The organism is Streptomyces sp. NBC_01335, from assembly GCF_035953295.1.
In the GTDB taxonomy this organism is placed as follows: domain Bacteria; phylum Actinomycetota; class Actinomycetes; order Streptomycetales; family Streptomycetaceae; genus Streptomyces.
This window is the reverse complement of sequence record NZ_CP108370.1, coordinates 6,772,392-6,796,109: the sequence shown is the minus strand read 5'-3', so window position 1 is coordinate 6,796,109 and position 23,718 is coordinate 6,772,392. Positions and strand designations below refer to the sequence as shown.

At 72.2% G+C, this 23,718-nt stretch carries 13 protein-coding genes and 1 pseudogene; 5 read left to right on the top strand and 9 right to left on the bottom strand.

All coding sequences use genetic code 11. The annotated features are described in order from the left end of the window. Positions 1-85 precede the first annotated feature (85 nt). The 5 genes and pseudogenes from OG599_RS29000 to OG599_RS28980 form a co-directional block, all read right to left on the bottom strand. The gene (locus OG599_RS29000; protein ID WP_327178914.1) at positions 86-1,369 is read right to left on the bottom strand and encodes an aspartate aminotransferase family protein; all 1,284 of its coding nucleotides are present in this window, start codon (positions 1,367-1,369) and stop codon (positions 86-88) included. Next, on the bottom strand, positions 1,366-2,208 hold the full coding sequence (locus tag OG599_RS28995; RefSeq protein ID WP_327178913.1) for a nitrilase-related carbon-nitrogen hydrolase: 843 nt from the start codon (positions 2,206-2,208) through the stop codon (positions 1,366-1,368). The genes OG599_RS29000 and OG599_RS28995 overlap by 4 nt, the downstream gene beginning before the upstream one ends. A gap of 220 nt (positions 2,209-2,428) precedes the next feature. Further along, positions 2,429-3,868 (bottom strand): hypothetical protein, encoded by a 1,440-nt coding sequence (locus OG599_RS28990; RefSeq protein ID WP_327178912.1) that lies wholly within the window; start codon positions 3,866-3,868, stop codon positions 2,429-2,431. 155 nt (positions 3,869-4,023) lie between these two features. Then, positions 4,024-4,404, bottom strand: coding sequence for a PPOX class F420-dependent oxidoreductase (locus tag OG599_RS28985; RefSeq protein WP_327178911.1), 381 nt, complete (start codon positions 4,402-4,404; stop codon positions 4,024-4,026). 163 nt (positions 4,405-4,567) lie between these two features. Next, positions 4,568-4,822, bottom strand: a pseudogene (locus OG599_RS28980) (helix-turn-helix domain-containing protein); the annotation flags it as partial. Positions 4,823-4,863: 41 nt separating this feature from the next. Here OG599_RS28980 and map point away from each other — a divergent pair. Then, positions 4,864-5,631 (top strand): type I methionyl aminopeptidase, encoded by a 768-nt coding sequence (gene map / locus OG599_RS28975; RefSeq protein WP_327178909.1) that lies wholly within the window; start codon positions 4,864-4,866, stop codon positions 5,629-5,631. 114 nt (positions 5,632-5,745) lie between these two features. Here map and ggt read toward each other — a convergent pair whose 3' ends face one another. The 3 genes from ggt to OG599_RS28960 form a co-directional block, all read right to left on the bottom strand. Then, positions 5,746-7,557 (bottom strand): gamma-glutamyltransferase, encoded by a 1,812-nt coding sequence (gene ggt, locus OG599_RS28970; RefSeq protein WP_327178908.1) that lies wholly within the window; start codon positions 7,555-7,557, stop codon positions 5,746-5,748. Positions 7,558-7,769: 212 nt separating this feature from the next. After that, entirely contained in the window at positions 7,770-8,201 is a 432-nt protein-coding gene (locus OG599_RS28965) for a DoxX family protein (RefSeq protein ID WP_327178907.1), read from the bottom strand. Positions 8,202-8,401: 200 nt separating this feature from the next. Next, entirely contained in the window at positions 8,402-9,802 is a 1,401-nt protein-coding gene (locus OG599_RS28960) for a cellulase family glycosylhydrolase (RefSeq protein ID WP_327178906.1), read from the bottom strand. Between the two features lie 642 nt (positions 9,803-10,444). Here OG599_RS28960 and OG599_RS28955 point away from each other — a divergent pair. Further along, positions 10,445-11,593 carry a lytic polysaccharide monooxygenase auxiliary activity family 9 protein gene (locus OG599_RS28955; RefSeq protein WP_327178905.1) on the top strand — a complete coding sequence of 383 codons (1,149 nt, stop codon included), beginning with the start codon at positions 10,445-10,447 and terminating at the stop codon, positions 11,591-11,593. 247 nt (positions 11,594-11,840) lie between these two features. On the opposite strand, the gene OG599_RS28950 is transcribed toward OG599_RS28955, so the two are convergent. Further along, entirely contained in the window at positions 11,841-16,016 is a 4,176-nt protein-coding gene (locus OG599_RS28950) for a carboxypeptidase regulatory-like domain-containing protein (RefSeq protein WP_327178904.1), read from the bottom strand. Positions 16,017-16,708: 692 nt separating this feature from the next. Here OG599_RS28950 and OG599_RS28945 point away from each other — a divergent pair. The 3 genes from OG599_RS28945 (at position 16,709) to OG599_RS28935 (ending at position 23,713) form a co-directional block, all read left to right on the top strand. Then, positions 16,709-18,967 (top strand): ATP-binding protein, encoded by a 2,259-nt coding sequence (locus tag OG599_RS28945; RefSeq protein WP_327178903.1) that lies wholly within the window; start codon positions 16,709-16,711, stop codon positions 18,965-18,967. A gap of 196 nt (positions 18,968-19,163) precedes the next feature. Further along, positions 19,164-20,606 carry a CHASE3 domain-containing protein gene (locus OG599_RS28940; RefSeq protein ID WP_266711474.1) on the top strand — a complete coding sequence of 481 codons (1,443 nt, stop codon included), beginning with the start codon at positions 19,164-19,166 and terminating at the stop codon, positions 20,604-20,606. Positions 20,607-20,887: 281 nt separating this feature from the next. After that, positions 20,888-23,713 (top strand): helix-turn-helix transcriptional regulator, encoded by a 2,826-nt coding sequence (locus tag OG599_RS28935; protein ID WP_327178902.1) that lies wholly within the window; start codon positions 20,888-20,890, stop codon positions 23,711-23,713. The last annotated feature ends 5 nt before the right edge of the window (positions 23,714-23,718 follow it).

Below are 23,718 nucleotides of genomic sequence, written 5' to 3'. Positions count from 1 at the left end.
CGTGGTGAAGAAGGGGGCGGAGGCGACGCGCGGGAGCCGTCTCCGGGTCGAGCGGCGGGTCGTGTCCCGGCCCGCCGCCGTCCGGTCAGCCCGCCGCGCGCAGGGCCTCGCCCAGGATCGACGCGCCCTCCTCCGCCTCGGCGACGGAGAGGGAGAGCGGCGGGGCGATCCGCAGCACGCTGGTGTTGTGCCCGCCGCCCTTGCCGATGAGCAGCCCGCGCTCGCGCGCCGCTTCCAGGACGGCCGTGGCTGCCTCCGGGTTCGCCCGGTCGGTGCCGGGCTCGGCCAGTTCGATCCCGATCATGAGCCCGCGCCCGCGCACTTCGCGCACCGAGGGCACCCGTGCGGCGAGGGCCCGCAGGCGTTCGATGAGCAGCCCGCCGACCCGGCGGGCGTTGCCCTGGAGGTCGTGATCGAGGAGGTACGTGAGGTTGGCGAGGCCGGCCGCCATGGTGACGGGTGAACCGCCGAACGTGGAGATGGAGTTGGCGTCCAGGCAGTTCATCACCTCGGCGCGGGCCACCACTCCGCCGATGGACATGCCGTTGCCGATGCCCTTGGCGAAGGTGAGGATGTCCGGCGGGCCGTTCTCCGCGTGCGCCTGCCAGCCCCAGAAGTGGTCGCCGGTGCGGCCCCAGCCGGTCTGCACCTCGTCGGAGATCCACAGCACGCCGTGCCGGTCGAGCACCTCGCGGAAGGCCGCGTACAGACCGTCCGGCGGCGAGGTGAAACCACCGACCCCCTGGACCGGCTCGGCGATGAGCGCGGCGGGCCCGCGGGTGTGCCCGAGCAGGTCCTCCAGGTCGCGCACGCACGCGGCGGTGAACTCGTCGTCGCTCAGCTCCGCGTACGGCCCCCGGGTACGCACCCCGCCGTGCACGTACAGGGTCTGGAGCGGGGAGAGGGTGGTGGGCGACCAGCTGCGGTTGCCGGTGACGGAGACCGTCGAGAACGATCTGCCGTGGTAGCTGTTGCGCATCGCGAGGATCTGGTTGGACCCCCGGAACGTGGTGGCGAGCAGCAGGGCCGTGTCGTTGGCCTCGGTGCCGGAGGTGGTGAAGAAGACGCGTGCGTCGGGGATGCCGGAGAGGGTGGCGACGCGCTCGGCGAGGTCCACCAGCGGGCGGTTGAGGTAGAGGGTGGACGAGTGGACGATCCGCCCGGCCTGCTCGCTGATCGCCTTCGTCACCTCGGGGAGCGCGTGCGCGGTCATCGTGGTGAGGATGCCGCCGAAGAAGTCCAGATAGCGGTTGCCGTCCGCGTCCCAGACGTGGCGCCCCTCGCCGTGGGTGATCTCCAGGGGCCGCTCGTAGTAGAGGGTGAGCCAGTCGGGGCTGACGGCGCGGTGGCGCGCGTGCAGGTGCGTCACGGCTCCACCAGCCCGTCGTAGGCGTCCGGACGGCGGTCACGGTAGAAGGCCCACTGGTTGCGGACCTCCTCGATCAGGTCGAAGTCCAGGTCCCTGACGAGGAGTTCCTCTTCCTTGTCGCCGGCGACGTCGCCGACGAACTGGCCGCGCGGGTCGACGAAGTAGCTCGTGCCGTAGAAGTCGTTGTCGCCGTACTCCTCCCGGCCGACCCGGTTGATCGCGGCGATGAAGTACTCGTTGGCGACGGCCGAGGCGGGCTGTTCCAACTGCCAGAGGTGGCTGGAGAGTCCGCGCGAGGTGGCGGACGGGTTGTACACCAACTGGGCTCCGTTGAGTCCGAGTTGGCGCCACCCCTCGGGGAAGTGCCGGTCGTAGCAGATGTAGACGCCCACCTTGCCGACCGCCGTGTCGAACACGGGCCAGCCGGCGTTCCCGGGCTTGAAGTAGTACTTCTCCCAGAACCCCTTGACCTGCGGGATGTGGTGCTTGCGGTACTTGCCGAGGTACGAGCCGTCGGCGTCGATCACCGCTGCGGTGTTGTAGTAGAAGCCCGACTGCTCGATCTCGAAGACGGGCACCACGATGACCATGCCGGCCTCGCGGGCGAGGTCCTGCATCCGGGAGACCGTGGGGCCGTCCGGCACGGGTTCGGCCCAGCGGTAGTGCTCCGGCTCCTGCACCTGGCAGAAGTAGGGGGCGTTGAACACCTCCTGGAACCCGATGATCTGCGCCCCCTGCCGGGCGGCCTCGCGCGCGTGCTCCTCATGTTTGGCGATCATGGATTCGGTGTCGCCGGTCCAGGTCGCCTGGACGAGTGCGGCGCGAACGACGTGGGACATGAGCTGCTCCTTCGACGCGACGTCAGAGCCTCTACGCGTTTTCTACGCGGGTGGACACGGAAGGTAGGAGGAGAACGTAAGCCCCTCCCCACGGCGGGGCAAGACCGTCGCCGTGAACCGGCCGAGTCGATCACGTTTCGCGCCCGAGGGGTACGCAACTTGGCCGGGACACGCCGGAAGCAGCCCGTACGGGTCCGCACCGACTCGGCGTGACGGCCCGTCAGACACCGGCGACGCCCGCGACCCGCAGGGCGTGCACCAGGTCCCACTCCCGGGCCGCCGACACCTTGCGCGCCGCCGCGAGCAGTTGCGGAACGAGATGGGCCGGCCCCGCCCCGGCGATCCGTGCGGCCTCGTGCGGGGACCTGACGCGGACGAACGCGCCCAGCAGCTCCTCCGCCTCTGCCTCGCGGCCCGCCAGGTCCAGCGCGACCGCCGCGTCGGCGATCTCCTCGGCCGTCCGGGAGGCGCCCTGCCGCAGAAGGTGCCCGCAGTCCTCCTCGCGTCCGGCCTCCGCGAGGGCGCCGACCGCCGCCGCCAGCCCGGCGGGCGGGAGCGAGGACACCTCCCACAACAGGGTGGCCCAGTCGGCGTCGAGGCCGGCGAGCCCCAGCGCGACGGCGAGTACCGGCAGCCGCTCGGCCGGCCAGGCGGCCGCCTCGCAGAGCACGACGTACGCCTCTCCCGTACGCCCCTCCGCGCGCGTCGCCAGGAGCAGCGCGACCACGTCGGCCGCCGCCCGCACCGCCGCCAGATCGGCGGCCGGGGCCGGTACCGGCACCTCGGCGCTCTCCTCCGCCTCGCGGGCGGCGCCGCCGAAACGGGCGCCCCGGGGCTTCGGGGCGGACGGCGCGGCGGAGGGCAGCAGTGGGAGCACCGAAGGCGCGGGGGCGGCCCCGTCGTCGGCCTCCAGCCCGGCGAACCGGGCCCCCCTCGGCTTCCCGCGCACGGGCTTCGGCGCGGGGGCGGCGGTCTCGGGGGCTGCGGGCTCAGGGGCGGCGGGGCCGCGGGGCGCGGGGCTGCGCGGCGCGGGAACGGCGGGTGGCGAACCGGCCTGCGTGGTACGGGCGTTCGGCGCACCCCGGTCCCGTACAGCGGGTCCGGTGGCACCGGGAGCTCCGGTGGGTCCGGTGACCTCCTGGTACGGGCTCGCCTCCTCCCGGAACCAGTCGCGCGGGGCCGTGATCGCGGCGAGGCGGCTGCGGAGTTCGGCACACCGCGCGGAGGCGCGCCGGTGGTCGTCCTGGGCCCAGGCGAGCGCCTGCCGGTCGGCGGTCCGCGCGCCGCCCGCCTCCGCGGCGCGCACGCGCCGGGCCGCCTCCGCCTGCTCGCGGGCCATCAACTCCAGCCGCTGGTGCAGCTCCTGGCGTCCGCCCGGGCGCCGGTCGTGGGCCGCCGCCGAGGCGGCGTAGAGCGAGGCGGCGCGCACGGACTCCTGTTCGGCGCACTGCGTACCGTAGGAGGCGGCCAGGTCCTGGAGGAGCGACTCGACCACGTCCCAGGGCGGGATCTCGACCCCCTCGAAGCAGGCCCGCATCCCGGCGGGATCACGTCGGGTGAAGACCCCGTACCAACCGCTTCCGGGGTCCAGACGGGCGGCCAGCTCTCCCAGGAACCGCGCGAACACGTCCACTTCGACCACTTGCTGATGCACCGTCATCGCCGCCCTCGTCGGCCCTCGGCTGGAACCCTCCAGTCAGCTCGCATTCGACCGCAGGCGTGTTACGGCGCGGCTACGGCCGTTTTTCGACCAGGAGGCGCCGGGAGCGCGAACGGCACGACCGCGCGGCCGTGCGCCCCGGGTCGCGCACTCGCTCAGAACGTCACGGCGATTCCGGTGTGGGGCCGCTTCCCGAGCCGTACGACCATGGCCGGCCAGTCGACCAGCCAGAACTTCCAGGTGTACTTGCGGGACAGCGCCTTGCGTACGGTCGCCATGTCCGCCCCCTCGACGAGCCGGGCGGTTCCCTCCGCGCTGGGCGCACCTTCGGCGACCCGGCCCTTGACGTCGCAGACGGTGACGCGGACCCGGGGGGTGCGGCGCAGCCGCTTCACCTTCCACGAGTCGGAGCGGGTCCAGACGTAGAGCGTTCCGCCGTCGGCCGCGGCCCATACGGGAGTGGCGACGGGGGTGCCGTCCTTGCGGTAGGTGGTCAGGCTGACGTACTCGCTGCGGGCGAAGTCCTGGAGAGTCACACCCCGAGCCTACGGGGCGGCCGTCGGACCCGAGGGCCGCCCGTCAGGCCCCGAGCGGCAGCAGCTCACCGACCGGCACGGCCAGCGCCCGCCCGGCCCCCTCCGCCGCGCCGGACTCCACGACGCCGGGCTCCACCGCGCCGGACTCCACGACGCCGGGCTCCACCGCGCCGGCCTCTTCGGCGCAGCCCGCGAGGATCTCGTCCAGGGTGAGCCCGAGGGCGGCGGCGATGGCCGCCACCGTGAAGAAGGCGGGCGTCGGGGCGCGGCCGGTCTCGATCTTGCGGAGGGTTTCGGCGGAGAGGCCGGCGCTCGCCGCGACGGCGACCATGCTGCGCCCACCGCGGGCCTCACGGAGCAGGATGCCGAGCCGCTCGCCGCGGCGGCGCTCTTCGGGTGTCAGGGGCGTACGAACCATGCCGTCATTCTAATACCGCACCGACCGGTATAGTAATTGGCATGGTGCAACTCAAGACGGATACATCCATCGCCGCGATGCGCGAGGCCGGCCGGATCGTGGCGCAGATGCTGAGCGCCGCACGCGAGGCGTCGCAGATCGGTGTCAGCCTGCGCGAGATCGACGCCGTGGCGCACGATGTACTGCGCGACGCGGGCGCCGGGTCACCCTTCCTCCACTACCACCCGCACTTCGCGCCGGTCCCCTTCCCCGCCGTGATCTGCGCCTCGGTGAACGACGCGATCGTGCACGGTGTCCCTGGCGGCTACCGGCTCCGCGACGGGGACCTGGTCAGCATCGACGCGGGCGCGACGCTGGACGGCTGGGCCGGCGACTCCGCGATCAGCTTCACCGTGGGCCGTGCGCGGCCGGCCGACACCCTGCTGATCGACACCGCGTACGCGGCGCTGGACGCGGGCATCGCGGCGGCCGTCGTCGGCAACCGCATCGGCGACATCGCCCACGCGATCGGCACCGTCTGCCGCGCGGCGGGGTACGGCATCCCCGAGGGGTTCGGCGGGCACGGCATCGGCCGGGCCATGCACGAGGACCCCTCCGTGCCGAACGAGGGGCCCCCGGGGCGGGGGCTCCCCCTGCGCCACGGAATGGTGCTGGCGATCGAGCCGATGCTGATCGCCGGCGGCGGGGACCACTTCCGGCCGGACCAGGACGGCTGGACGCTCCGGACCACCGACGGCAGCCGGGCCGCCCACGCCGAGCACACGGTGGCCATCACCGACGACGGCCCCCGCATCCTGACGGCGCTCTGACCTCTGCGGTGGGCGGCCCGTACGAGCCACGGGCCGCCCACCCCGGTCGTCACCAGTCGTTGATCGGCATCGGCCGTTGATCAGCGCCAGTCGTTGATCAGCGTCGGCCGTTGATCAACGTCGGCCGTTGCTCGGTGTCACCACCATCGCCGAGCCGCCGCCCCGGCGTACCGGCTCGGCCGCCGCCAGCCATCGCCCGTCCGGCAGCCGCTCGACCCCGGTGGCCGCGCCGATCTCCGGGTTCAGCTTGAACACGTGCCCGAGGGACTCCAGTTGGGCCCGCAGCGGGCTGTCCCAGAGCGCGGGTTCGATCTCGGTGGCCGCCGCGTTGCGCTGGCTGGCGCGGGGTGCGGCGATGGCGTCGACGAGCGGCAGACCGCGGTCGAGCCGGCCGGTCAGGGTCTGGAGCACGGTGGTGATGATGGTGGCCCCACCGGGCGATCCGAGCGCCAGCACCGGCTTGCCGTGGTCGAGGACGATCGTCGGCGAGATCGACGAGCGCGGGCGCTTGCCCGGACCGGGCAGGTTCGGGTCGTGCACGGCCGGGTTGGCGGGCGCGAAGGAGAAGTCCGTCAGCTCGTTGTTGAGCAGGAATCCGCGTCCGGGCACCGTGATGCCGCTGCCGCCGGTCGACTCGATGGTGAGGGTGTAGGCGACGACGTTGCCCCACTTGTCGGCGGCCGTCAGGTGCGTGGTGTTCTCCCCTTCGTACGTCGTCGGGGCAGCGGTCCCGCCCGTCGCGCAGGGGGTCGGGGAGCTCGGGTCACCGGGAGCCAGCGGGCTGGTCAGCACGGCGTCGTCGCGGATGAGGCAGGCGCGCGAGTCGGCGAACCGCTGACTGAGCAGTCCGGCCGTGGGGACGTCCTCGAACGCGGGGTCGCCGACCCAGCGCCCCCGGTCCGCGAAGGCGATCCGGCTCGCCTCGATGAACCGGTGCAGGTACTGCGCCTGGCTCGCCTTGGTGAGGTCGGTGGACTCCAGGATGTTGAGGGCCTCGCCGACGCTGGTCCCGCCGGACGAGGAGGGCGCGATGCCGTAGACGTCGAGCCCCCGGTAGCCCACCCTGGTCGGCGCCTGCTTCAGCGCCCGGTACGCCTTGAGGTCCCGGGTGCTCAGATCACCGGCCCGGGCGACGCGGCCGGACGCCGGGTCGACGGGAGGGTTCCGCACGGTGCGCACGATGTCCTCTCCCAGGTCGCCCCGGTAGAGCTCCTCCACCCCTTCGCGGCCGAGCTTCTCGTACGTACGGGCCAGGTCCGGGTTCTTGAACACCGAGCCCACTACCGGGAGTTCGCCACCGGGCAGAAAGAGCTTCGCGGTGGCCGGGAAGTCGGCGAACCGCTCCTGGTTCCCCTCGGTCTGGCTGCGGAAGGTGCTGTCCACGACGAACCCGTCGTGGGCGAGGCGCTCGGCGGGCTTCAGCAGAGTGCCGAGCGACTTGGTGCCCCAGGTGTCGAGCGCCTTGTCCCAGGTGGCGGGGGTGCCGGGGGTGCCGATGCTGAGACCGCTGGTGACGGCGTCGTTGAAGGCGAGCGGCTTGCCGTCCTCCAGGAAGAGCGAGGAGTCGGCGGTGCGGGGCGCCGTCTCGCGGCCGTCGATGGTCTGCACGGTACGGGACTTGGCGTCGTAGTGGACGAAGTACCCGCCGCCCCCGATCCCGGCCGAGTACGGCTCGGTGACGCCGAGCGCGGCGGCGGTCGCCACGGCCGCGTCCACCGCGTTGCCGCCCTTGCGCAGCACCTCGATACCGGCCGCGGTGGCGTCCGCGTCCACGCTGGCCACCGCTCCCCCGTACCCGGCGGCCACCGGCGTCTTGACCGGTGGGCCGGGCCGCGGCGACGATCCGGCGGGGGCTGCCGCCCCGACGGACGCCACCACGGCGAGCACTGCCAGGACCGATACGTTCCGTCCGACAGGACGACGCATGCGTACCTCCAGTTGACGATCGTCCGCGCAGACTAACCCCGGCCCGGCCGGATCGTCAGGACCGCCTCGAACGGGCACCCGGATGCCCGCCGCTGTCTCCGGCCATGCCTGAGGACGTACGCGACGGGCCTTGTTCCCGGGCTTCTTGCCATGTCTGCGCGGCTGACCGGCGCTGCGGGAGGAGCCGGCCCGACGGGACGCCGGCCGGCGGCTCAGTGCCGTGCGAGCGGGACCTCCGTCCGTGCGTCGTCGCTCCGTGCGAGGACCTGGTCCAGGGCCCAACGGCCGGGCCCTAAAGCCGCGATGAGGAGGAACGCCCAGCAGAACATCGCGGCCGCCTCACCGCCGTTCTCGATGGGCAGAAGCCCGGTCGCCTGGTGCGTGCCGAAGTAGGCGTACGCCATGGAGCCGGAGCAGAGCACCGCCGACGCCCGGGTGCCGTAGCCCACGAGCACCAGGACGCCTCCGGCCAACTGGATGAGTGCGGCCCACCAGCCGGGCCACTCCCACAGGCGCGGGGACGCGCCGTGGGGGCCGCCGAACACGCCGAACAGAGCCGCCGCTCCGTGGCAGGCGAACAGCAACCCGACGACGACGCGGAACAGTCCGAGTACACCGTCACGGTTCTTGTCGAGCAGACCCATGGGTTTCCTCACTCTCGTGTGATCCCGGACGGGGGGGTGTTCGTCCGGGAGGCCAGGGGGCGGTCGGTGGGTTGCGACGCCGCACGTCCGACGCGGCGTGGAAGGCCTGGCGGCATGACGGAGCTTCGGCGCGGCCGGAGCCCCGTCACGGGCCGACAGGCAGGTACAGCGGATGGATCAGCCGTGGATCAGCCGGTGGATCAGCTGGTGGGGAAGTTGTCGGAGGTGCTGATCCGGCTCTTGAGCAGCGTGCCCGACTCGGTCAGCACGCCGCTGCTGCTGTAGTCGGTGCCGTCACAGGTGCCGGGCTGGAACGCCGCACTGCTTTCGGGGGCGTCGCTGTAGGTCCAGTTCGCGTAGCCGATCTTCAGCTGATCGAGCAGGTCGAGCCAGGCCGTGGTGCTCGTCCGGTCCAGCGCACCGCCACCGGTGGCGCTCACGGTTCCGAACTCCGTCACGAACATCGGAAGTCGGGCGGCCGCCCGGCTCAGCGCGGCACGGTAGTTGTCCTTGTGGCTCGCGGCGTAGAAGTGGAACGCGTACATGATGTTGGCCGCATTGACAGGGCTGTTGACGATCTCGCTCTCGCTGGAGCCGTCGGAGACGCCCAGCGAGGACCAACCGCGGGTACCGACGACGACGACCGCGTCCGGGTCGGCGGCCCGGATCACCGGGATGACCTGTTCGGCGTAGCTCTTGATGGCAGCCCAGCTCACGCCGTTGGGCTCGTTGGCGATCTCGTAGATCACGTTCTTCTTGTCCGCGTTGCGGGCCGCGACGGACGCGAAGAACGTCTTCGCGCGTGCGAGGTTGTAGTTCGGGTCGCCCGGCGTCAGGGTGTGGAAATCGATCATCGCGTACAGGCCACGGGCTTCGGCCATGTCGACGATGCTGTTCACCCGACTGGTGAAGCCCGCCGGGTCGGTCTCGTAGCCCTCTTCCTGCACGTACATGGCGACGCGCAGCAGGTCCGCCTTCCAGTCCTGCGCCAGGGCGTCCATGGACGCGTCGTTGTAGCACGCGCTGAACCACTGAATGCCGTGCGTGCTCATCCCCCGCAGCTGGATGGGGCGGTTGTACTGGTTGCACAGGTTCACGCCGCAGACGTGCACCTGCCCGTTGATGCCCACGGGGGTGCCGGTGGTCGGGCCGGGCGTCGTCGGATCGGGCGTCGGGTCGGGCGTCGGGTCACCGCCGATCGAGCCCGTGCAGGCGACGCCGTTGAGTGCGAACGCCGCGGGCTTCGGGTTGGCACCCGTGAAGGAGCCGGTGAATCCCACGTCGACCGACGCGCCGGTGGCCAGCGCGCGGTTCCAGTCGAGGCCGGCGGCGGTGACCGTGGAACCGGACTGTGTCCAGGTGGCGTTCCAGCCCTGGACGAGCTTCTGCCCCGCGTCCGGCATGGTGAACGCAAGCGTCCACGCGGACACCGGCCCGCCCAGGTTGGTGATCTTCACTCCGGCCTGGAAGCCGCCCTGCCACTGGCTGGCGAACGTGTAGTCGACCTTGCATCCGGCGGCAGCCACCGCCTGAGGGCTGAACAGGGCCGTGAGGCCCAGGACCGTCGCGCAGGTCGCCAGTAGAGCCAGAAGGCGTTTCACAGCATTTCTCCTCGTGCGCAGGGGGGTACGCGATGGGACGCTCCCGCAGCTCGCTGTCCCGAAAGCGGTCCATTCCGCCCGGTCGGCGGAACCGATCCTGGCGCGGGACCGAGCGAGCCGACCGCTCGTCGCCGTGACGGCGCCCTGCGGGCCGATCGTGCCGGTCCCGAGATCTTCGGGGTGCGCCGCTACGGGAGACGCGCGTGGTCGCGTACCGGAAAGGAAGATGTGGGAGCGCTCCCAATCTCGGGGTCGCACGACACACCGTCAAGCTCTTGGACACGATTTGCCACCGCCGATGCGCGCGAAAAGTTTCGGACCAGCCGATCCGCCCCGCCCCTCGCGCATTCCCGTCCGATGGGTTGTCAGGGGCATGGCGCGCTCCTACAGTTCTCGTGAACCTTCTATGGGAGCGCTCCCAAATCGGGCGGCGGGGACGCTCCCGACGCACTGATCGCCCCCGTCCAGCCACCCCTCGCGCGCGGCTGTTCCACGGCCCGGTCGCCGCGTGCACCCGACGCTGTCGCCGCCGTGCGCACGCGCTCGGTCCCGCAGCCTCCCGCCCCGGAAAGCCGCCCCGTGACGAGCACAGGAGACAGGCCCCACCCGAGCACAACCCCCACACAGGCACTGGAGACTTCCATGGCTCAACGCAAGAATCGATTAGTCGCTCTGGCGGCGGCGCTCGCGACGCTGCTCGGCGGGATCGCCCTGACCCTGCTGGGCCAAGGCAGCGCGCAGGCCCACGGCGTGGCGATGTCACCGGGGTCGCGCACCTACCTCTGCTGGCTGGACGCCAAGACCAGCACCGGCTCCCTGGACCCGACCAACCCGGCGTGCAAGGCCGCGCTCGACGAGAGCGGCGCGAACTCCCTGTACAACTGGTTCGCCGTGCTCGACTCCAACGCCGGTGGCCGAGGGGCGGGTTACGTCCCGGACGGAACGCTGTGCAGCGCCGGCAACCGGTCGCCGTACAACTTCACCGGCTACAACGCCGCCCGCTCCGACTGGCCGCGCACGCACCTGACGTCCGGCGCCACGATCGAGGTCGATCACAGCAACTGGGCAGCGCACCCCGGCGAGTTCCGGGTGTACGTGTCCAAGGCCGGCTACTCGCCCAGCACCGAACTGGGCTGGGACGACCTGGAGCTGATCCAGACCGTCAGCAACCCGCCGGCGGTCGGATCACCGGGCACCGACGGCGGCCACTACTACTGGAACACGACCCTGCCGTCGGGCCGCTCCGGCGACGCGATCATGTTCATCCAGTGGGTGCGTTCCGACAGCCAGGAGAACTTCTTCTCCTGCTCCGACATCGTCTTCGACGGCGGCAAGGGCGAGGTGACCGGCATCCGCGGCGCGGGCAGCACGCCGACTCCCACCCCGACTTCGACGCCCACCCCGACTCCGACACCCACCCCGACACCCACCCCGACTCCGACGCCCACCCCGACGTCCACGCCGACACCCACCGACCCGCACACCGGCTGCATGGCCGTCTACAGCGTGACGAACTCCTGGAGCGGCGGTTTCCAGGGCTCCGTCGAGGTCATGAACCACGACACGACGGCGCGTGACGGCTGGGCCGTGAAGTGGACGCCCGGCACGGGCACCAAGGTGAGCCAGGTGTGGAACGGTGCGCTGACCACGGGGTCCGACGGCACTCTGACGGTCAAGAACGTCGACTACAACCGGACCATCCCGCCGGACGGCAGCGTCACCTTCGGCTTCACGGCGACGTCGACCGGCAACAACTTCCCGATCGGCTCGGTCGGCTGCGTCAACCCGTAGGGCGTGTGTCAAAAGCAGCGCCGGTTCCCGCGTCATGTGGGAACCGGCGCTCGTCGTGCCCCGGTTCGGGGCGTCCTCGGCTCCGCGCCTGCATCGTGACGAGAAGCCGACCGGCCCGCCCTCCGGCCGAACGACGGCACTTCGACGGCACTTCGACGGAGCTTCGGCTGCCTTCGACGGCATTCGACGGCACACCCCGGCCGCCGTGGTAACCGGAACACCCCTCGCCGGCTGCCGCGGGCCGGCGTCACGGGGCTTTCCGCAGGGTGAAGTTGCCGGTGGTCGTCCTTCCCTTCTGGAGCTTCACCTCGGCGACGGCCGATTGGTAGCCGTCCCTGGACACGGTCACGGTGAGCGGGGCGCCTCGGGCATCCGTCCACAGGGCGAAGGTGCCGTCCGCCGCGGCCGTCAGGGTGTGGCTCGACGCCCGGCCGTCGATCCGGACGGTGGCCCCGGCGAGCGGTACGGTGCCGCCCGTGCCGTCGGAGCCGAGGATCGTGCCGGTGTACGCGCCCCAGTTCTTCGGCGGGTCGACGTGCATGGTCACCGGGATCGCGGAGACCCGGTACGGCGTGTCGCTGCCCACGCCCAGATTCGCGGTGTACACGCCCGGCCGGGTGATCTCGTCGACCGTGGAATCCAGGGAGACGGCCACGACGGCACTGGCGCCGGGCGCGAGAGTCACCCGACTCCTGTCGACGTCGAGCCAGGTCACATCCTCGACGACCTGGTCGTACCCGGGCAGCACCTCGGCCGTGGCGACCGGCTGGGCCCCGAGAAGGCTGGTGCGCACGCCGCCCACGCTGTAGAAGCCGGGGGCTCCGCCACCGCGGTAGACCGCGGCGGAGACGTTCGGCAGCACGCTCCAGGTGTTGGCTTGCGGGTCGTAGGCGAAACTCTGGTTGGTGATGCCGTCGGGCACCCTGCCGCCGACGGTGAGCAGTTCTCCGTTCGCGGCGGTGTGGGCCGAACCCCAGAGGGTGGTCGGCAGATCGGCGATCGGCGACCAGCTGTTGGACGAGGGGTCGTAGGCGTAGGCGTGCTTCGTGGGTGTGTCAGCCGTACCGCCGGCGCAGTAGAGCAGGCCCGCGATCGAGCCGCACGCGCTCCAGGAGACGGGCTCGGGGTACGGAGCCCTCTCCGACCAACTGTCGGTGGACGGGTCGTAGGCGTCCACGTCGGTGGTGCCGCACCCCGTCTCGGAGCAGCCGCCGATGACGTACAGCTCGCCGTCCAGGACCGCGTTGCCCGAGGCCGCGGAGGGCTTGGGCGAGGAGGCGCCGGTGGTCCAGCTGTCGGACGACGGGTCGTAGATCTCCAGCCGGGCGTCGACCGAGCCGTCGGTGCGCCAGCCGCCGACGGCGTAGAGCTTGCCGTCGATGCTGCCCATGGCGGCCTTTGAACGGGCCTCGGCCGCCGAGGCCCGTTGCGACCAGGCGCCAGAGTCGGCGTCGTAGGCGTACAGATCGGAGGTGTAGTCGCTGCCGGTGTAGCCGTAGGCGGAGTAGAGCTTTCCGCCGTCCACGGCGACCGCGTTGTCCGAGACTGCCGTGGGCAGGTCGGCCACCGGCTTCCAGGCATCGCCACCGACCGCGGGTGCCACCGCCGAACGCGTGCTCCCGGTACCGGACTTGTCGAGCTGCTCCCGCAACGGTGCGTAGTCACCCGGCACCACCTGGAGCGGAGCGCCCTGAGCGCTCGGGGCGGCTCCTGTAGGCGAGGTGCCCGGATACTCGTGGAGGGAGAGGGTGGCGGGTGCCCCGCCGGTGTTCTTCACGGTCAGCTTCCGGGTGCCGGTGCCGCCCCAGTCCAGCGATTCGTCGACGGCTGCCGGGGTGACGGTGAGCCGTCCGGCGTCGAGAGCGAGGCCGGCCTCGGTGGTGCGGTCCGGCGCCGACCGCACGGTCCTGGTGGCGGAGGCGTATCTGCTCTTGGCCGCCGTGAGGGAGTGGTTGCCTACGGTGTCGGAGAACAGCCAGTAGAAGCCGTCGCCGAGGTCCGGGTCGTCCGGGGTGGCGACGGTCGTGGCGGACCGCGCGGGGGCGTCGGTGACGGTGGCTCCGACGACTCCCTCACCGGTGTTGGCGTCGGTGACGGTACCCGCCAGCAGGCCGCCGGCCACCGGGGCATAGGCCCGGTCGCCGACGAAGACGTTGTCGAGGGCCCACCAGTATCCCCAGCTGCCGGTGAAGTGGAACCTCACCCGCACCGAGGAGGCGCCGGCGTAGTCGGTGAGCGGGATCTCCACGTGACCGGTCCAGTTGACGGTCCGCGTCCACAGGGTGGTCCAGGTGTCGCCGCCGTCGGTGGTGACGTCCACGGCGGCGGTCTGCCCGGAGTACCCGCGGTAGTCGGTGTCGAACGAGATCTGGGGTCTGGTGTAGCCGCTGAAGTCGTGGACCGGGCTGAGCATCGAGCTGTCCTGGTGGTTGCCCCAGCCGGCCGCGTCGCTGTCGACCACGGCGAAGGCTCCGTCGCCACCGGTGTGATTGCCGCGGTTTCCGGGGTCCGCGAACTCCCAGCCGCCCACGGAGCCGGCGGCTTCGACGACGTCCCAGTCGGCCGGCGCGGCGGTGGTGGAGTCGAACGGCTCGGTGGGACCGGTGAACCGGAGCTCGTAACCCGCGGCGGTGGCCGCTTCCACATCCACCGGGACGGCGAAGTTCACGGTGCGGGGCGAGGTTGTGACAGTCACGTCCTCGGTCACTGTCCGGTAGCCGGGGTACCGGGCGGCGACCTTCAGGGTGTAGGCCCGGTCCTCGGGAATCCGGAGCTGGTAGGTGCCGGTGTAGGGGTCGGTGGAGACCGGCGCGCCGGGCATGCCGTCGACGGTGACCGTCGCGTACAACGGCCAGCCGTGGCCGCTGTCGGTGACCTTGCCGGTCACGGTCTGACGGGGCACCGGCGCCAGCGCGAAGTTCTCCGTGACCGAGCCGCCGTCGGTGACGACCACCGCCGCGGTCGTTCTGCCCGCGTAACCGTAGGCGGCGGCGGTCAGGTCGTAGCTGCCGGACGGCAGCGCGAGGGAGTAGTGGCCGTCGGCGTCCGTGACGGCCCGGAGGTCGCCTGCCGTGATCACGGCCCTGGGCAGCGGAGCCCCGGAGGTGTCGGTGACCGTGCCACTCACCGTGCCGTGCGGGTAACTGCGGAAGGACGTCAGGCCGTCGGGGGTTCCGAGCCCGGTCGGACCGTCGTAGCCGGTCCCTGCGGTGCAGAGGTAGCTGGTGGCGCAGTTGCCGTTCGCGCCGCTGGTCACGTCGTTGAGGCCGGAGGGTGTGAGGTACGGGTAGGCGTTGGGGTAGTCGTCGGCGGCGGGTGCGTCGGCGGCCGCGTAGACGCCGGCGATGATCGGGGACGAGGCGCTGGTGCCGCCCATCACCCCCCAGCCGTCGCTGCCGTAGGTCTGGTAGACCGCCACACCGGTGAGCGGGTCGGCGACCGCGGAGACGTCCGTCACGGACCGCGTGTCACATCCGGTGTCGCTCTGGAAGGCGGGCTTGGGTTCGTAGGCCGAGCAGCCCGAACCGGTGCCGCCGTAGCCGTTGTGCCACACCGACTCGGACCAGCCGCGGGCGGCGCCGGTGTCCCTCTTGAGCGCGGTACCGCCGACGGCGGTCACGTACTGCGAGGCCGCCGGGTACGCGACGCCGTAGCCGAGGTCTCCCGAGGCCGCGACCATCGCGACGCCGGGGTGGTTGTAGTGGGCGTCGAAGTCGGTGGTCTCGGCGGGGTCCTCACCGCTGCCGGGCGTGGGGTCGTACGCGCTCCCGTAGGAGTTGGAGACGTACTGGGCTCCTTGGGCGACGGCCTGGTCGACCGCGGCGAAGATGTCCTCGACACGGTCGCTGTCGGCTTCGACCAGCAGGATGTGGGCACCGGGCGCGGCCGCGGAGACCATGTCCATGTCGAGCGACGCTTCACCGGCCCAACCCGAGTCAGGGGGCGGATAGTCCGAGCCGCCCCGCTGGTCGATCTTGCGGAAGCAGCCATGGGCGGTGGTGCATTCGGGCAGACCGTACTGGGCACGGTAGACGGCCAGGTCGGATTCGGCCGCCGGGTCGTCGTAGGCGACCACGATGGCCACGGTCCGGCCCTCGCCCCCGTCGCCCGGCAGGTTGTACGCACTCCACAGATCCGCGGGGCCATAGCCACCGGGCGTCGCGGTGGCCGCCACATCGCCTCGTCCGACGCCGAGGTCGGTGCGTCTCATCGCGAAGCAGCCGACCCTGCCGGGCCGGGGCGCGTCGCACATCTGCTCGACGGAGGGCTTGCTCCGCGGTGTCGACGTGGCGGCCGGCTCCGCTCCCGCAGCTGCGGCGAGGGGCAGACCCGCGCCCACCACCGCCATCGCGGAGGAGACGACGACGGCCAGCCGTACGGGTATGCGCAGTGCACCCGGTCTGAACGGCCTCGGTATTCGCAACGCGTGACTCCTGTGATGTGGCGCGCCGGGGCAGTCGTGCCCAGCCTTGCGGTCGACGGCGGGCACGTGTTTCCAGCATGTTGTGTCGCGGACGGACTCAGGTCGAAACGCCGGTACGACGTGTGGCGCGAGCCCGGCGTGATCCGGACGGAGGTCCCCCTGGAGGGTGCGGAGCGGGGCGGGTGGAGCGGCGGCGCGTCGGGCCACCGCGGACCGAGGTCGGACGGGGGGTGCTGCTACGAACCGCCGGGGCGCGGTTCGGCGGCCCGAGGCCGCATCGACGAAGATAGCCCCTTTGACCGGCCCCTTCTTGCCTCACCGTGCACCGTGCTGTTCCAGCGACGCACCGCGCGGACGTACTTGTCCGGTTCCGTGATCTCCGCTCCGGATTTCTGCCTGAGTCCGTGCCCGGGGCCACGCGCGGTCCTCCGGTCGGCTGTCGGCGCGGGCGAACACGGGTCTCGCACGATCCACGGCTTCGTGCTCCCCGGTCCGCTGCGTGACGCCTGTGCCGCCCACGGCACCCTCGTCCGGGCAGGCTTCCGGGAGCGTTCCCGCGGGCCGTAGCGCTTGGCCGTATCCGCAGGTCAGCCGCTTGGCGTCCTCCTCCCCGCGGGTGCCCGACCCTGCTCGGGCATGATGTCGGTGGGGTTCGGGGTGCAGGCTGTGCGAGAAAGCGGGATGAGCCGTCGATGGCCGACGCGGGTGATGTGAAGTTCGGGGCACTGCTGCGGCAGTTCCGGTTGGAGGCGTCGCTGACGATCGAGGCACTGGCCGAGGCGTCAGGGGTGAGCGTCCGCGGAATCGGGGATCTGGAGCGGGGCCGGCGGGCGACTCCCCAGCGGGGAACGGTCGCCGCACTCGCCATCGGGCTCGGACTGGGTGAGGAACACCGGGAACGGCTGCTGGCCGCCGCCCGCTCCGGGCAGATCCCCCGTTCCGGTCCGGCGGGGCTGCGCGCCTTCCCCCGCGGCATCGACGACTTCGTCGGCCGGGAGGCGGAGCTGGCACGGCTGACGGAACTGGCGGAGCGGACACCGACCGGGCTGCCGGTGGTCGTGGCGGTGTCCGGGCCGCCGGGATCGGGCAAGACCACCCTGGCGCTGCACGCCGCCCGCGAGCTGGCCGACCGCTTTCCCGACGGGCAACTGGTGGTGGAGCTGCGCGGCATGGACGACTGCCCGCCCGATCCGGCCGAGCTGATGCTTCGCGTGCTCAAGGCGCTGGGGGTGTCCGACCGGGACCTGTCCAAGGCGGGCCCGCAGGGTCACCCGGAGCTGTACCGGCAGGTGCTGGCCGAGCACCGGTGCCTTCTGGTGCTGGACAACGCCCGCGACGAGGACCAGGCCCGCCCGCTCCTGCCGAGCGCCGGCGCGGGGATGGTGGTGGTCACCAGCCGAAGGATGCTGACCGGTCTGGACGATGTCCACCGTCTGCCCATCGGCGAGCTCTCTCCCGCCGAAGCCGACGTCTTCCTGGCCTCCGTGGTGGGGCGGGAGCGCGCCGACGCCGATCCGGTCGCACTGGCCGAGGTCGCCCGCCGTTGCGGGCACCTGCCGTTGGCGCTGCGCGTGGCGGCCAACTGGCTGGCCACCCGCACCGGCTGGACCGTACGCCGCCTCGCCGACCGCCTCGCCGTCGAAGAACGCCGCCTGGACACCCTGACCGCCGGTGACCTCCGTCTCTCGGCGGCCTTCGACCTGTCCTACCGCCAGCTCACCCCGACCGCCGCCCGCCTGTTCCGGCTCCTCGCGCTGGTCGAGGGCCCTGATGCCGGCGCGGCCTGCGCCGCCCAGCTGACCGGGCTGCCGTTGTTCGACACCGAGGACATCCTCGACGAGCTGGTCGAGACCGGGCTGCTGGGCACGGACCAGGACCGCTACCGCCTCCACGACCTGCTGCGCCTGTTCGCCCGCGGTCTGCTGCAGGCCGAGGAACCCGCCCCCGAGGCCGAGGCGGCCCGGTCGGCACTGCGCCGCTGGCTGCTGGAGACCGCCGTCGTGGCGGGCCGCTGGTACGAACCCGACCATGGCGCCCCGTCCCCGAGCTGGCAGGGCATCGTCGACCTGTCCGATGCCGAACGCGCCCGCCACTGGCTCCAGGCCGAAGGCACCAACTGGCTCGCCGCCCTGCGCGCGGCCGCCTCCGCGGGCGACCACACCACCGTCGTCGAAGTCGCCGAAAGCCTGCACTGGTTCTCCGACCAATGGATCTTCTGGGGGCACTGGCCCGAGGTCTTCGGCACCGCCGCCCGCTCCGCCCAGGCCCTCGGCGACCCCCTCCTCGAAGCCACCCACCTCAACTACCACGCCTGGGCCCTGCTGGTGTGCGAAGGCCGCCACCAGGACAGCCTCGGCCGCTCCGCCCGGGCCCTGGAAGCCGCCAGGCGCGCCGAGGATCTTCCCCAGCAGGGCTGGGCCCACAGCTACACGGCCTGGGCTTTCAGCCTGCTCGGCGACCACGACGACGCGGCGGGTCACAATCGCGAGGCAGCAGAGCTCTTCGAGGCCGCAGGCGACCTGCACGGCACCCTGCACGCCATGAGCAGCTACGCCCAGACCCTCCTGGAAGCAGGTCGGTTCGAGGAATCCATCACGGAGCACATACGCACGCTCGCCTTCCTGGAGCACTCCGGCGACCTCGTCGAACCGCACAGCGCCGACTTCGTCCGCGCGAACCTGCAGGCGTCCATCGGCCAGGCCCACAGCGGTCTGGCGAACTGGTCCGAGGCGGTCAGCCACCTGCGGACCGCCGTGGATCTCTGCCGGGCCAGCGGCCTTCCGGGGCTGGAGAGCCGCGCTCTGGTCCACCTCGGCAACGCCCTGCTGGCCGCGGGGCACCGCGACGAGGCCAGGGACGCCTTCTCCCGATGCCTCGCCCTCGGGTCGGTGGCCAATCCCCAGCACACCGCCACGGCCCGGGAACGCCTCGCCGAGCTCGACGTCCACTGAGCGCCGCCCACCAGCACCACGTTCCGCCTTGGCCTTGGACTCCGCCCGCGCCTCCCCCTTGGCCTCCCCCTTGGCCTTGGCCTTGGCCTTGGCCTGCCACAGAAAACGACATGCACCGACAAAGCACGGTTCATCACTAAGAATGCAACTCTGTCGGCACAGCATTCGGACATGTTTTCGCTCGACCGTAGCCGCGTTGCACACTCTGGAGGTCTCAACAACCTCCATCGGCGGGCGGACCATGAACGCGTGGCGGAAACACCGGGGCCGGCCCCTGGGACTGACGAGCGTCACCATCGCGACGAGCGGCCTGCTCGCCTTGCTGATCGGTGTCGGCTTCACCGTCCTGCTGTGGGCCATCTCCGACTCGAACAGCGCCACTGCGGCCAGGCGTGCCTCCCGGACCGCTCTCGTCGAGGCCGGTGACATGGAACAACTGCTCGTCGACCTGGAGACGGGGCAGCGCGGGTACCTCATCACCGGGCACGAGGACTTCCTCTCACCGTGGGTCGCCGCGCGCGACGCGCTGCCGGCGGAAACACGGCGGTTCACCACCTGCACCACCTCCCCCGAGCAGCGGCGTGCCGCCGAGCGGATCGCGCGGGGGGTGCAGTCCTTCCTCGACGACTACTCGATACCTCTGGTCGAGATGATCCGGCGAGGTGACTCCGCGGCCGCCGATCTGAAGGAGACGTCCGAGGGCAAGGCCAGCGTCGATGTGCTGCGGGCACAATTCGATCGCTACCAGAAGGACGAGCGCGCTCAGTTGGCCGAGCGCGAGGACGCCGCCGAGGCCAATGGCCATCAGGCGGTGCTCGCCGCCGCCCTGGGGCTCGCGGCGTCGACCGTGCTCGTGGGCGCCTTCACGGCGCTCCAGCACCGCGCGGTGGTACGGCCGGTGCGCGGGGCGGCGGCAGCCGCACGGGAACTGGCGGGTGGCGACCTGAGTGTGCGCGTCGCCCCCAGCAAGGTGGCGGAGATCGGGACGCTGGGCACCTCCTTCAATCACATGGCCGCCTCTCTCCAGGACAGCCGCCGCCGCATCATGGAGAACACCGAGGCCGTACACCGTCGCACCGCCCGGGACCTGCACGACGGAGCGCAGCAGCGCCTGGTGAGCCTGATGATCGGGCTGCGGCTCGCGCGGGAGCTGATTCCCGACACGGAGACGTCCGCGGCCGACCTGCTGGACCAGTCGATCGACAACGCCCAGACGGCGATCAACGAGCTGAGGGAACTCGCGTCGGGTATCTACCCCCTCGTACTCACGGTGAAGGGGCTGGTCGCGGCGGTGCAGGACCTGGCGGCACGGTGCCCGGTGCCCGTGGTCGTCGAGAGCAGCGACGAGCGCAGGATCTCCACGACCGTCGAGTCGAACGCGTACTTCGTGGTGGCCGAGGCGGTGACCAACGCGGTCAAGCACGCGCAGGCGTCCCGGATAGACGTACGCGTCGAGTTCGGTGACATGCTGCGCATCAGAGTCTCCGACGACGGGATCGGCGGCATGGACATGGCCACCGCCGGCAGCGGGATGACCGGGCTCGCGGACCGGGTGGCGGCCTTCGACGGGAAGCTGGCCATCGACTCCCCGCCCGGCGGCGGCAGCACGATCCGGATCCGGATCCCGATTCCGGACTGACCCCGCTGTTCCCCGGCTCCTCGTCGGGCCGGACCGGAGTACGCGCGAACGTGGGGTTATCCCCACGGTGTCCGTGAGGCACGCCCCCCGGTGCACCTCAGGTGCCCTTGACAGCCACCGGCCGCGGTGCTGACACATCCTGTGTCATGACCGAGAACACCACACCTGTGACGGGGCCGATGACGAACCACGAGGGCCGCAGGCCGCTCCCCGCCGACGCGGCACGGCCCGCGCCCCACCGCGTTCGGTGCCGCGCGGCTCACATACCACTGGAGGCTGCCATGATCCGGGCGACCGACCTCCCTCCGGCGACGAACGGCGCCGCGGGCCGGACGCTCCTGACGTCCGCGCGCCCGCACCGCCCCGGGTGGGCCCAGCTCCGCGGGCTGGTGCTGCGGCTCGCGCACCGCCATGAGGGCGGGGTGCAGTGGATCGAGGGCTCCGCCGACGCCGGGAAATCCCACCTACTGGCGCTCGCCGCCGAGGAGGCGGCCCTGGCCGGAGCACTGGTGCTGGCCGGAACGGGCGTCGCGGGAGGCGGGTTGCCTCCGCTGGCCCCGCTGCTGGAGGCCCTCGCACCGGCGCCCGCCGCCCGGATCGGCGGGTCCGGCGAGCCGTGCCGGTCGTTGCGGCAGGTCGAGGACCGTCTGCGGGACCTCTGTCGGGTCCAGCCGGTGGTCGTCGTCCTCGACGACGTGCAGCACTGCGACGCCCTGACCCTGCTCGCCGTGCGGACGCTCACGGCACGGCTCGCCGGCCTGCCACTGTTGTGGCTGCTCGCCGCGCGGTCCCACCATGACGTGCCGGCCGTCACGTCGCTCCGCCGCGATCTGCTCACCGAGCGAGCGGCGTCCCTCGAACTCACCCCCCTGCCTTCCGAAGCCGTACATCTGCTGGTCCGTGACCTTCTGGGGTCGAAGGCCGAGCAGGCGAAGCCGTACCTGCCGCTCGTCGGCGGTCTGCCGGGTGCCGTCCGCCACTTGTGCACCCTGCTCATCGCGGAGGCCGGTGGGGACCGGGGTGTCCGCACCGGAGGGGACCGGGTGGCGAGCGCTGTCGTCACCCGCAGGCTGGAGCAGTTGACGCCTGCCGCGAAGGACCTCGTGCTGGTCGCCTCCGCGCTCGACAACGGTGCCGGTGTCGGTGTCGGGCACCTGTGCCGGATGTTGGGTCGCGACGAAGCCGCCCTGCTCCGCCCCTTGCGGGAGGTACTGGCGGCAGAGGTCATGCGGGCGGACCGGGAACTCCTCACCTTCGCGCTTCCTTCGGTGCGCGAGGCCGTGAACGCCACGCTGCCCGTGCCCGTACGGCTCTCCGTACGCAGGCGCTCGGTCGGCCTGCGGCTCGCGGACGGCACACCTGCCACGGCGCTGGCGGCCGAGATCGCCGAGGCCGCCGAGGTCGGTGACGAGCAGGCGATCAGGGTTCTCCAGACCGCGGCCGGGGAGATGGCACCCCACGCGCCGGCCGTTGCCGCGGCGCACTTGCGCAGCGCGATGGACCTGAGCGCCACCGCGCTGCCGCGCCGGATGCGGCTGGCGGCTCGGCTGGTACCACTGCTGTGGGAGACCGGCGACGCCGACCGGGCCCTCGCGCTGGCGCGGGACGTGCTGCGGACCCCGCCCGACCCGGTCACTCACGCGCGGGTGTGCCTCGACCTGGTGCGGGCGGGCAGCCACCTCCCGGTGCCCCACGGCGAGGCCCACGTGCGCAGGGCCCTGCACCACCACGACGTACCTGAGCCACTGAAGGACCAGCTCCTGTCGACTGCCCTGCTGCACCGCCTGCTGGCGGGCGAGACCGGTGGAGCGGTGGACGAATCCCTGGCGCGTGTCCGGGGGGCGCACCCGCTGGGCGATCTCACGCAACGAACTCTGCGGTCGATGAGCGCCGGGCGGCACCGGCGGTGGGAGGAAGCGCTCGGGCGCAGCGAATCGGTGCCGCGGAAGGTCGCGGAGCTGGACCCCGCGCACGGACCCGCTCTGCCCGAAGTGGTCCTGTCGATGTCCTGGCGGGCCGCGCTCCTGGGACTGGCCGGTGCGGGCCGGGCCGCCGCGGAGCTGGTGGAGAACGGTCTGGCGGACTCGGAGGCAGGGGGCCGTCCGGCGCATCTGGCCCTGTGGCGGACCGCACGGGCGCGACTCCTGCTGGACGCGGGCCGACCGTCGGAGGCGGCACGGGAACTGGTGGCGGCCGGGTCCGGGACGCAGTTTCTCGGCTCCGCGACGGCGAGCGGGGCGGTACTGGCGATCACCCGGGCCCGGATCGCCCTCCACACCGGCGACGACGCGGAACTCGAATCGTGCGCGGCCCTCGCGGACGGCTTCGCCGCGGGCGACGCCGCGCCGTCACGGCAGGCGGGGGCGTGGATCACGCTGCTGCTCGCCGGACACCGGTCCGCGCCTCTGACGCCCGGTCAGCTTCGCGACGCTGCCGCCCATCTGCGCCGCGGGTTCCTCCACACCACCTGCTGGGACGCGGGGGACGTGGTCCTGCTGGCGGAGGCGGCACTCGCCGCCGGGCAACGCGCGGTGGCCGCCTGGGCGGTGGGTTTCGCCGAGGAACGAGCCCGGCTCAATCCCGGTCTGCCGCTCTTCGCGGCCGCCGCCGTGCACGCGCGGGGCCTGTTCGCCCGGGATGCCGGCCTGCTCGTCGAGGCGGCGGAGCTCCACGGCGAGGCCCGGCCCCTGCTGCGGGCCCGCGCCCTGGAAGACGCCGGGGAGTGCGCCGCGGCCGGCGGCCGTACCGCTCGACCGCACCTCGATGAGGCGCTCCGTCTCTACGACGCCTGCGGCGCCGAGCGCGACGGGCGACGGGTGCGCACCAGGGTCCCCGGGCCGGGTGCCCGGCCGCTGCCCGCCCCGCGTACTCCGGCGCCCGACTCCGTGGACACGAAGTGGCGCGGGCTGACGAAATCCGAACTGAGCGTCGTACGACTGGTCGCGCGCGGTGCCACCAACCGCGAGGCCGCCCAGCGGCTGTTCGTGTCCCCGCACACCGTGAACACGCATCTGCGCCATGCCTTCGAGAAGCTGGGCGTGCACTCCCGGGTCCGGTTGGCCGGCCTGTACGCGCGGGAGGTCGAGGGCGAGGACGCTTCCGCGTGACGCCC

Excerpts from the sequence above, each read along its gene's own strand:
- OG599_RS28995 (WP_327178913.1), bottom strand. The coding sequence starts at position 2,208 with ATGTCCCACGTCGTTCGCGCCGCACTCGTCCAGGCGACCTGGACCGGC.
- OG599_RS28990 (WP_327178912.1), bottom strand. The coding sequence starts at position 3,868 with ATGACGGTGCATCAGCAAGTGGTCGAAGTGGACGTGTTCGCGCGGTTC.
- map (WP_327178909.1), top strand. The coding sequence starts at position 4,864 with ATGGTGCAACTCAAGACGGATACATCCATCGCCGCGATGCGCGAGGCC.
- ggt (WP_327178908.1), bottom strand. The coding sequence starts at position 7,557 with ATGCGTCGTCCTGTCGGACGGAACGTATCGGTCCTGGCAGTGCTCGCC.
- OG599_RS28965 (WP_327178907.1), bottom strand. The coding sequence starts at position 8,201 with ATGGGTCTGCTCGACAAGAACCGTGACGGTGTACTCGGACTGTTCCGC.
- OG599_RS28955 (WP_327178905.1), top strand. The coding sequence starts at position 10,445 with ATGGCTCAACGCAAGAATCGATTAGTCGCTCTGGCGGCGGCGCTCGCG.
- OG599_RS28945 (WP_327178903.1), top strand. The coding sequence starts at position 16,709 with ATGGCCGACGCGGGTGATGTGAAGTTCGGGGCACTGCTGCGGCAGTTC.
- OG599_RS28935 (WP_327178902.1), top strand. The coding sequence starts at position 20,888 with ATGATCCGGGCGACCGACCTCCCTCCGGCGACGAACGGCGCCGCGGGC.